Source organism: Deltaproteobacteria bacterium (assembly GCA_018668695.1).
Classification (GTDB): domain Bacteria; phylum Myxococcota; class XYA12-FULL-58-9; order XYA12-FULL-58-9; family JABJBS01; genus JABJBS01.
On the sequence record JABJBS010000358.1, the window covers coordinates 17440 to 27751 of the forward strand.

Genomic DNA, 10312 nt, shown 5'->3' on the forward strand with positions numbered 1-10312 from the left:
TCTAACAAACGCCTACGCTGCGATCGCAGCCGCTAAGCTCTGAGCCGTTTACGACTGGGCGCCAATCGACTATAACCCGCTCCATGACTGAGCTTGTAAACTATAAATCCGTAGATGGTGTCGCGGTTATTACCCTCACCAATCCCCCAGCCAACGCATACTCCTACGACATGATGGAGCAGCTAGATAAGGCTATTTTAGAGGCCCGCATGGACGAAAGTGTTCATGTTATCTTGCTCACGGGCGAAGGTGATAAGTTTTTCTGCGCCGGCGCAGATATCGAAATGTTGGGTGAAGTAACGCCAACCTTTAAGTATTACTTCTGTTTGCATGCGAACGAGACCCTCAACCGACTCGAAAGCACGCCTAAATTGGTGATTGCAGCGCTTAACGGCCACTGCGTGGGCGGCGGGCTTGAAATCGCGATGGCCGCAGATATTCGTCTGGGTAAAGAAGGTAAAGCAAAGCTCGGACTGCCAGAAGTTCACTTGGGTGTGTTGCCAGGTACCGGCGGAACTCAGCGGCTGTTGCGCTTGGTAGGTAAAGCCAAGGCTATTGAAATGATGGTCACTGGCCAGAATCTCACGATGGAAGAAGGCAAAGAGCTTGGGCTGGTGAATGAACTTTTACCGGCTGAGGACTTTGCCGATCAAGCAATGACCTATGCGCGTAAGTTTTGCCCCCCCCATAAGGCTTCTCATGCGGTAGGCCTCATCAAACGTTCGGTTATCAGCGGGATGGAAATGGGATTTGCTGAAGGCCTCAGCCTTGAGCGAGAGCTTCAGCAGCAACTTTTTATGTCCGGCGACGCCAAAGAAGGCATTGGCGCCTACAACGAAAAACGTAAACCAGAATTCAAAGGACGCTAAAATGCGCAAGACTCTCCCTATCATTTTCGCTTTGTTGATGCTCGCGGGCACAGCAGAGGCTCGCCCTGGCTTTTATATTGGTAGCGGGATTGGTTTTTCTACGGCGGGTGGGCAGGAAGTCTCTGTCCCGGGTTATATCAACCCGACCAACGCAAATGGCGCCTTCACAACAGACATTGCTGGCGGACTCTCAGTGCTCGGTTTGCGTATGGGATACAACATCATGGGTTATGGCGCGCTAGAGCTTAGTGCTCACGGCCACGGCCATGCACTCGGAGATGCAGCAGAGCGTGAATGGGCTGCCCACGTAAGCTTGGGTGCCCGTATTTACCCAGCTTGGCACTGGCGCGACCAACTCCCGACTTGGATGGACGACCTAGAGCCTTCACTTTTTCTCGGTTGGGGCGGCACATGGCAGGTTTACAACCCACTGGCATCCGAATTTTCCGATGAAGTAGGCTTTCGCGGCTTGGGTGGCTTTCGGTTTGGTTTAGGCCTTGAGTATTTTGTGGTCTCTTTCTTTAAGGTGGGTTTTGATTACACCTTGGTAAGCGCCCCGTTTGATACTTTTATTTTCAATGCGAGCAAAGATCAGACCCGCGATGTGGATAATGCCAGCAACACTTTCAACCAAGTTTTGCTGACTTTCATGTTCCATTTCGAACCAGCCCAATAAACAAGCAAATAGCGTCCTAAGCCTTTTGACAAAGGCTCGGAATCCGGTCAGAAGTCCTTTCGAGGGCATTGTCATGATTGAGATTAATGGTTTAACAAAACGCTACCGCGATTTGGTTGCGGTCAATGATGTTTCATTCTCCGTAGCCGCTGGTGAAATCGTCGGATTCCTCGGGCCCAATGGCGCGGGTAAAACCACCACGATGAAAATGTTGACCGGCTTTTTGCCAGCCACCTCCGGCAAGGCAACCGTCGCTGGCTTCGATGTGTTTGATTCACCAATGGATGTAAAACGCTCCATTGGTTATCTGCCAGAGATTCCTCCCGTTTATCCAGACCTCACGGTTCGCGAATACTTACGCTTTGTTGGAAAACTCAAAGGCCTGCGCGGCGGCGACTTAAAATCGAACGTAGATGAATCGATTGAGAAGGTAAGCCTGCAGTTGGTGGCAGATCGCCTAATCCGCAATATCTCCAAAGGTTATCAGCAGCGAACCGGCTTGGCTCAGGCGCTCTTGGGCAAACCGCGGGTTTTAATTCTCGATGAACCTACTGTTGGTTTGGACCCTCGGCAAATTGGTGAAGTTCGCACTTTGATTCAGTCCCTTGCCGGCGACCACACGGTGATTCTTTCAACGCACATCCTTCAAGAAGTGACGGCCGTGTGTGATCGCGTGGTGATTATCAACAAGGGCTCGATCGTTGCCGATGATAACCTCGACCACTTGGTGAAAGAGCACACCAACGATGAAGGCCAAAAGAGTCTCGAAGAAATTTTCTTATCACTGACTGAACTTTAAGGTTTCGCTATGCGCAATACATTGACCATCGCGGGCAAAGAAGTTCGCGTCTATTTAACGACTTGGATGAGCTATATTCTTTTCGGAGGATTCATTCTCATTACGGGCCTTGTGTTTGGAGGCGCCGTTGAGCAGTTCCAAACCCAGTCCATGGAATACCTGCAGCACAATTATCGCCAAGGGCTCGACATGATGAATGTCACCGAAGGCATCTTGGCTCCTTTGATGTACCAAATGGTCTTCGTGTTGATCTTTATGTTGCCTGTTTTGACCATGCGCCTTTTCTCGGAAGAACGACGCGGTAAAACTTTGCAGCTCTTAATGACTGCACCGATTCGCCCCATTGAGATCGTACTCGGTAAATACCTGGGCGCCCTTACGGTGATGACCACCATGTTTGCACTGAGCCTTATCTTCCCAGTGCTCTTACATGCATTCGGAATCTCTGGCGCCGATGGCTTGAGCCCGGTTGATTGGAGCACGGTTGCGGTGGGTTACCTTGGTCTTTTCCTCTTTGGTTCCGCCTGCGTCTCGATTGGCCTTTTGGCAAGCAGCGTTACCGAGAGCCAACTTGTAGCGGTGATTATTAGTTTTGGCGCCCTGCTCGTTCTTTGGTTGATTGGGCTTGTTAGCCAAGGCCATACTTCAGGGTTGCAGCGTGTGCTTTACTACGCTTCCCACGTTACCCATCTCGATGGTTTCCTACGCGGAATGATTCGCCTTACGGATGTTGTTTATTATTGTTCCCTCTCATTCGCCGGTATTTTTCTGTCTTGGCGGGTGATTGAAGCTGAGCGCTGGAAGTAGGAGAGCACCATGAATCAAACCGAAACCAAAAAAAGCAGCTGGGTAGCCAACACTGGGCGTATGCTCGGAGCAATTGGCGCCGTTCTTCTAATCAGCGTCCCACTGACTTGGGGCTTGAGTCAGGAAGTTGCTTTCCAAGGTCTCGTCACCTGGAAACTTCTGCTCGCGCTGATCTGTGAGGTTATCTATTTCCTGACCAATAAAGACAGCATTCTAGAAAATGCGGGGTCTCGCTCAACGCTTATGTGGAGCATGACTCTTATTTCTTCGCTGGTTATTCTAGGTTTGGTCGGTGTTGCCAACTACTTGGCAGTGTCAAACGACCGCGAGTGGGATTTAACGCGAGACAAAGTTTTTTCTCTTTCAGACCAAACTGAAAGTATCGTGGGCCGCCTTGATCAAGATGTTCAGGTTTACGCATTTTTCAACCGTAACGAAGCAGCCTTCAATATGATTGCCCGTGAAGTTTTTGAGCGCTACCAGGCTCTTAACAAGCGCTTCAAGTATGAAATCATTGATATCGAAGGCTCGGCGCGTGAAACGCGAATGGCTGAAGAGTATGAAATTGAGAAGCAAGGTGCCCGGGTTGTTTTAATCGCGGGTGAGAAAACAGCTCGAGCTAGAGATTTAAGTGAAGAAGCGATTACCAATGCGCTGATTCAAGTGACGCAGAAAACCAAAAAAATTGTTCATGTACTCACAGGTCACGGGGAACTCTCTTTTGAAGATCCCACCGCCGACTTCAAAGCCGTGGCATTCGCTCAGGCGATTCTTAAAGAGGGTTACGATGTTGAACTGATTAATCTCATCAACCCCAACACGATTACCGAAGAGCAGCTCACGGTGGTTGTAGGTGACGACTCTGCCTTGCCTGAACTGGTGATCCCTCCCGAGGTGCGCTTTTTGATTATTGCGGGACCCCGCTCTGACCTTTTGGCCCCAGAGCTTAAAGCTTTAAATCAATACTTGGAGGCCGGTGGCCGAGCGATGTTGATGGTGGAGCCATCGAGTGATGCGGGGTTGGTAGAGTTTCTGAAGAAGTGGCGCGTTGAGCTCCGTAACGACATGATTGTTGATCCCAATCCCGCACGGCGTGAACTGGGTCTGAGTGCCCTGGAGCCCGTGGTCCTTCCAGCTGAAGGTGGTCACCCAATCACGAAAAAACTTACCCACGCCGCGGTTATGAAAACAGTTCGAACGGTGGGAACTGCGCCAGGCACAGCAGTGGTTCAGGTGACGCCGCTTTTAACGGCGAACAATACAGCTTGGGGAGAAACGAACTTAGAAGATGGCGTAGCGGGTTATGATGAATCGGATTCACCAGACAACACAGTGGGCTTGGTTGTAACCCGGGACATCCCAAGAGCCGCGGATAATATCTCTTCGCAGACGCGGCTGATTGTTTTTGGTGATTCTGATTGGGCGACCGACGAATATTTTGCGGTTCATGCCAACCAAGATTACTTGCTCAACACCCTAAATTGGATGGCGGATGAAGAGGGAAACATTACCATTCGTCCCAAAATGCGTCAGGCTAGCCGCTTAAGCTTAACCGGCACCGACATGATGTATTTAAAGTTCTTTTCACTGGATGTCTTGCCAATGTGCATCGTGGCTCTAGGCCTGGGCATTGTGTTGATCCGGCGCCAGAAATAATGAGCACGATTCAAAAGAGATTTCTCTCTATGCTTGGGCTCCTGGTTCTAGGTGCGGCTGGGGGCTATGCGGTTGTCTGGCAAAGCGATGAAACTGCGGAAAAGAAAGAACGTAAGCGTTCAGAGCAAGCTGTCTTTAATCAGCGCCAAATACAAGACGTTCTAAAAGTTGAATTGGATGGGCCTAAGCAAAAGCTGGTTTTCACGCGTTCAGAGCAAGGCCGGTGGGTGATTGAAGAGCCCATCGCCGATGAAGCAGATCAAGCCGCAGTAAGCTCACTCTTGCGGTACATGCTTGAGGCCAAACGTCTTCGCAGTGTGGGTGACGAACAAAATGGTGTGGTGCAGCCTCCCAAAGATTTAACGCTCTACGGTCTCGATAAGCCAAGTTATCGATTCTCATTTACTTCGAAGGCCGGTGATAAAGAGGAACTCTTGATTGGCCGCGACACCAAGTTTGATAAAAATTATTACGCAAAGCGTGCGGCCGCCCCGGATGTTTTCCTCATCGCCTACGGTCTTGAATTTCAGTATCAGCGTGAGCTTGATGGCTTTCGAGATAAGCGATTTTTGGAACTTGCTCTTCAAGAAATCAAAAAGATTGCCGTTCAATCATCGAAGTCGGCTTGGACCATTGAAAAAAGGGAAGACAAATTTTGGTTAACGGAGCCAGAGTTAGCCTTAGCCGATATGGACCGAGTTCGCGGTGTGCTGGATGTGGTTGAATCTTTAGAGATCAAAACATTTTTGGCAGCACCTATGGAGCCTAAAGCGCCGGTTCAGGACCGCGTGGAGGTAAGCATCCTGGGCCGCGATGGTGAAGAAACGAAGCTGACGCTTAGTGCGTTTAATGATGGCTCAGGCTCTTTTGTTTATGCTGAAGCAAGCGGACCCGCCGCTCGTAAGGCACAGGCGATGCTTCAAGTAGATGGAGCCATAAGCCGGTTTCAGGTCAAGGCTGAAACCATGCAAGACCGGCGCATAGCTCGCTTTGACCGGGAACTGGTGACGGGGGTCCGCATTTTCAGTGGCCCGATTTCTTTGTTTTTCCAGAAAACAGCCGATGGCTTTTGGCGCCTTGAAGGTGAACCGCGGGCCGTGAAACCAGGCGTGATTCAAGGACTTTTGTATAACCTTCGCCGTCTGCAAGCCGATGAACTTGGGGTTCAAGAACCCGATGAGAAGCTGCTCAAGAAGGCGGGCCTTGAGACCACATCCAGCGGCGTAGAACTCATCGGCCCAGGCTCTGAGAGTCTGCTTACGATTTTTACGGGTAAGAAAATTGGCGAGAACCAAATGGTTCTATCAGCTGGGCGTTTAGACCGCGTGAAGCAAAGCGATTTATCAATGCTTCATTTTGAAGCAGAGAAATATTTAGAGCTTGTGAAGTAATCCCTCAGCCTACTCTTCTTTAAACCGCTCAATCTTGGCACCAACGCTTCGAAGCTTATCTTCGATATGCTCATAACCTCTGTCGAGATGGTAAATACGTCGAATGATGGTTTCACCGTCGGCTACTAAGCCGGCAAGAATCAGTGACGCACTGGCACGAAGATCTGTCGCCATGACTGTGGTACCAGAGAGCTCTTTACCGCCATCAACAATTGCTTTACCGCCATCGACGCGAATTTTGGCGCCGAGCCGCCCGAGCTCTGCCACGTGCATGAAGCGGTTCTCAAAAATGGTTTCTGTAATCACGCTGGTGCCTTCAGCGGCGCACATGAGTGTCATCATTTGAGCTTGCATATCCGTTGGGAAACCTGGGTATGGAGCAGTTTTGATATTGACGGGCTCAAGCTGCTTGGGCCGCGACACTGTGATCTCATTTTTTTCTTTGTCGATGGAAACTTTGGTTCCGGCTTGAATCAGTTTATCGAGCAGAGCTGTTTGGTGCTCGATGACGCCGCCTCGCAGTGTGAGGTTTTCGCCGGTCATGGCTCCGGCAATCAAAAATGTACCAAACTCGATGCGGTCGGCCACAACATCATGGTCAAAAGGCTTAAGCTCTTTTTGCCCTACGATGGTGATACGTTCCGTACCTTCGCCCTGAATATCGACGCCCATTTTACGAAGCACGAGTGCAAGGTCCACGATTTCGGGCTCTCGAGCCGCATTTCTTAAAACGGTGGTTCCCTCTGCCAATGAAGCAGCGATCATCAGGTGCTCAGTACCGCCAACAGTTGGCATATCGAAAATGATCTCTGCGCCAATGAGCTTATCAGCTTTTGCTTCCACATAGCCGTGCTCGAGGGTGATAACTGCTCCGAGCTTTTTAAGGCCCTTAAGGTGCTGATCGATAGGCCGTGCTCCAATGGCGCAGCCACCCGGTAGCGAAACCCGTGCTTTGCCGAAACGGGCCAGCAGTGGCCCAAGGACCAAGATGGACGCACGCATCGTTCGAACAAGCTCATAGGGAGCTTCAAGTTCAGTGATATCAGTGGCATCGAGAGTAAGTTCTGGACCATCGTGCTCGATTTTGATGCCGAGGTGACTCAAAACCCGTTGTAGGGTTCGAACATCGGCTAGGTCGGGCACTCTACCCAAACGGCTCTTGCCGGGCGCGAGAATTGTCGCAGCCATGATGGGGAGTGTGGCATTTTTTGAGCCAGAAATATCAATTGTTCCGGAAAGCGGCTCTTGGCCGCAAATTTTTAACGCATCCATACAGGGGCACTACTTATGTCAGGGGTTAATTGTCAATACATTGATCTTTGTCGCTTGTGGCGCGCCGCAGAGCTTATTAGCTATAACCGTGAGATATACTCACTTATTCCTTGGCTCAGCTGCTTAAACCTATATTCAGCGGGCATTTGACCCGGCCGTGACAGGCTCGATATGTGGATAATATGAGCGATTCAATGAAAACAGTAGCAGTTCTTGGTGGTGGTAGTTTTGGAACAGCGTTGGCGCAGCTTGCTGCCCGCCAGGGCCAAGAGGTGCGGCTCTGGATGCGAGATGCTGAGCAAGCAGAAGCCATCAATAAAACGCGTCACAATCCCCGCTACCTTTCGGACTTTGAGCTGCATGAAAATATTTCTGCAACCAACAGCGAGCAAGAGGCTCTCGAAGGAGCTGATTGGGTCATGGTGGCAGTTCCGAGCCAGGCTGTCCGCTCTTGCTTAAACGAGGCGAAAAAATTCTTGGGCGAGGTACCTTTGGTGCTGGCGGCCAAAGGAATTGAAACCCAGAGCCTGATGACCATGGATGAAGTGGTTTATGATGTGTTGGGAAGTGCTTGGGAAAATAGAACCCTCGCCATGAGCGGGCCAAGCTTTGCAAAAGAAATCATTCAAGGCATGCCCACCGCAGTGGTCATGGCATGCAAGGATGAGGCATTGGCAACGCGCATTGCCGACATTTTATTCTCAGACACTTTTCGGGCCTATACGAGTACCGACATTGTGGGTGTGGAAGTGGGCGGCGCCCTCAAGAATGTGATGGCCATCGCCGCTGGCGGGGTGATTGGAATGGGCTGGGGCCATAATGTTCGGGCAAGCCTTGTTACACGCGGGCTTTCCGAAATTACGCGCATTGCGGTTGCAAAAGGGGCCAACCCACTCACGCTTTCCGGTTTGGCTGGCGTTGGTGATTTGATGCTGACTTGCACCGGTGGTCTGTCTAGAAACCGAGCAGTAGGCCAAGCTCTGGGTGAAGGTAAAACGCTTGAACAAGCCCAAGAAAGTATCAAGCAAGTTGCCGAGGGTGTGATCACGGCTAAGAGCGCTTATTTATTAATCGAGAAGCTGGGTGTGGATTGCCCGATTATCGAAACGGTCTACCGTGTTCTTTATGAAGGCATACCGATTGATAAGGCTGTACAAGGTTTAGTGGAAAGACCTACAGGCCAAGAACTTCAGTACGATTAAGCTCTAGTGCCCTGCGACCTAAGGGGCGCAGCACCAAAGAAAGCGGCCACCGTGAAGCTAAACGAGCCGATTCAGATCCGCGGTGCCCGAGAGCACAACCTCCAAGATATCGACGTCACCATTCCGCGTGCTCAACTGGTTGTGGTCACGGGCCCTTCTGGAAGCGGTAAAAGTTCTCTGGCGTTTGATACGGTGTACGCCGAAGGACAGCGCCGCTATGTGGAATCTCTGTCTGCTTATGCGCGTCAGTTTATCGGGCAAAATCAAAAGCCGGATGTTGATGGCATTGAGGGTCTAAGCCCTGCGATTGCAATTGAGCAAAAAAGCACCAGCCGAAATCCTCGCTCCACGGTGGGAACTCTCACCGAGATCTATGATTATTTGCGGCTCCTCTTTGCCCGGGTGGGCATTCCTTATTGCCCGGTCACCGGCTTACCCATCGAGCGTCAAACGGTTCAAGAAATTGTTGATCAAATCTTAGAAAACCCCGAGCGAACCAAACTGATGATTTTGGCCCCCGTGGTTCAAGGCCGCAAAGGTGAATACAAACGCGAGCTCAATCTTTATCGCAAAGAAGGTTTCGTCCGCATCCGCGTGGACGGAGAGATTCGGCTACTTGAAGAAGAGATTGTGCTTGAGAAACAAAATAAGCACACCCTCGAACTGGTCGTGGATCGGCTTGTGGTTAAGGACGGAATTCGGCAACGCCTGACAGACTCGGTTGAGCAGGCTCTGCGCCTCGCGGATGGAACTGTGCGCGCTGTAATCGTAGGAGGAGAAGAGCGGCTTTATTCAGAACGCTTCGAGTCCACTGAGTCGGGTTTGAGCTTTAGCGAACTCACGCCGCGAATGTTTTCATTCAATAGCCCCTTTGGGGCGTGCCCTGAGTGCGAGGGTTTAGGTCTCGCGGGTAAGCTCGACATCGAAAAAGTCATCCCGGATCAGAGCTTGAGCCTTGTGGAAGGCGTGATTCATCCGTGGGCCAGAAGCGCAGCGGGAGGCACTTATCGCCAGCAGCTTATCTGCGTTTGTAAGGCCTACAAGGTTGATCCCGAGACTGCTTGGGAGAAACTTCCAAAGAGAATCCAAAAGGTGGTGCTTGAAGGCAGCGGTAAAAAAGAGCTGCAGTTTCATTACAAGGGCGACGGGTCCGACTACCGTTACAAGCGGCCGTTTGAGGGCGTGCTGCCCTCTTTGATGCGTCGCTATAAAGAAACGGACTCAGAGAGCGTACGCGAACAAATTCAAGGCTATATGAGCCATCAGCCTTGTTTGTCTTGTGCCGGTGCACGGCTCAAACCTGAGGCACTTGCGGTTCGCGTGGGAGAGCATAACATTGATGCCGTTTGCCGGTGGCCTATTGGTCAAGCGCATCAGTATTTTGAGAAGCTTAAATTCAAAGGTGCAAAGGCGAAAATTTCAAAAGAGATTCTCAAGGAGATTCGCTCCCGCTTATCATTTTTAGATGGCGTGGGCCTTGGATATTTAAACTTAGCCCGCACGAGCGCCACTTTGTCTGGCGGAGAAGCACAGCGTATCCGCCTGGCCACTCAAATCGGCAGCGCCCTTCGCGGGGTGATTTACGTTTTAGATGAGCCATCGATTGGGCTCCATCAGCGTGACAATGGCCGCTTGCTCAA

At 50.9% G+C, this 10312-nt stretch carries 9 protein-coding genes; 8 read left to right on the forward strand and 1 reads right to left on the reverse strand.

Features of this window, described 5'->3' with window-relative positions; genetic code table 11:
- Positions 1-83 precede the first annotated feature (83 nt).
- From HOK28_20505 to HOK28_20530, 6 genes are all read left to right on the forward strand, one after another.
- The gene (locus HOK28_20505; GenBank protein MBT6435488.1) at positions 84-869 is read left to right on the forward strand and encodes an enoyl-CoA hydratase/isomerase family protein; all 786 of its coding nucleotides are present in this window, start codon (positions 84-86) and stop codon (positions 867-869) included.
- A 1-nt stretch (position 870) separates the two neighbouring features.
- A complete protein-coding gene (locus HOK28_20510; protein MBT6435489.1) occupies positions 871-1545 on the forward strand; it encodes a hypothetical protein in 675 nt (224 codons plus the stop codon).
- Between the two features lie 73 nt (positions 1546-1618).
- Positions 1619-2344, forward strand: coding sequence for an ATP-binding cassette domain-containing protein (locus HOK28_20515; protein ID MBT6435490.1), 726 nt, complete (start codon positions 1619-1621; stop codon positions 2342-2344).
- A gap of 9 nt (positions 2345-2353) precedes the next feature.
- Complete coding sequence (locus HOK28_20520; GenBank protein ID MBT6435491.1) at positions 2354-3151, forward strand: ABC transporter permease subunit; 798 nt, start codon at positions 2354-2356, stop codon at positions 3149-3151.
- A gap of 9 nt (positions 3152-3160) precedes the next feature.
- A complete protein-coding gene (locus HOK28_20525; protein ID MBT6435492.1) occupies positions 3161-4807 on the forward strand; it encodes a GldG family protein in 1647 nt (548 codons plus the stop codon).
- On the forward strand, positions 4807-6198 hold the full coding sequence (locus HOK28_20530; protein ID MBT6435493.1) for a DUF4340 domain-containing protein: 1392 nt from the start codon (positions 4807-4809) through the stop codon (positions 6196-6198). The genes HOK28_20525 and HOK28_20530 overlap by 1 nt, the downstream gene beginning before the upstream one ends.
- 9 nt (positions 6199-6207) lie before the next feature.
- Here HOK28_20530 and murA read toward each other — a convergent pair whose 3' ends face one another.
- Positions 6208-7470: a UDP-N-acetylglucosamine 1-carboxyvinyltransferase gene (murA, locus tag HOK28_20535; GenBank protein ID MBT6435494.1), complete on the reverse strand. Its 1263-nt coding sequence runs from the start codon at positions 7468-7470 to the stop codon at positions 6208-6210.
- A gap of 194 nt (positions 7471-7664) precedes the next feature.
- On the opposite strand from murA, the gene HOK28_20540 reads away from it, so the two are divergent.
- Both HOK28_20540 and HOK28_20545 read left to right on the forward strand, forming a co-directional pair.
- A complete protein-coding gene (locus tag HOK28_20540; protein ID MBT6435495.1) occupies positions 7665-8672 on the forward strand; it encodes an NAD(P)-dependent glycerol-3-phosphate dehydrogenase in 1008 nt (335 codons plus the stop codon).
- Positions 8673-8723: 51 nt separating this feature from the next.
- Positions 8724-10312: excinuclease ABC subunit UvrA (locus HOK28_20545; protein ID MBT6435496.1), on the forward strand; the 1589-nt coding region annotated here is incomplete at its 3' end.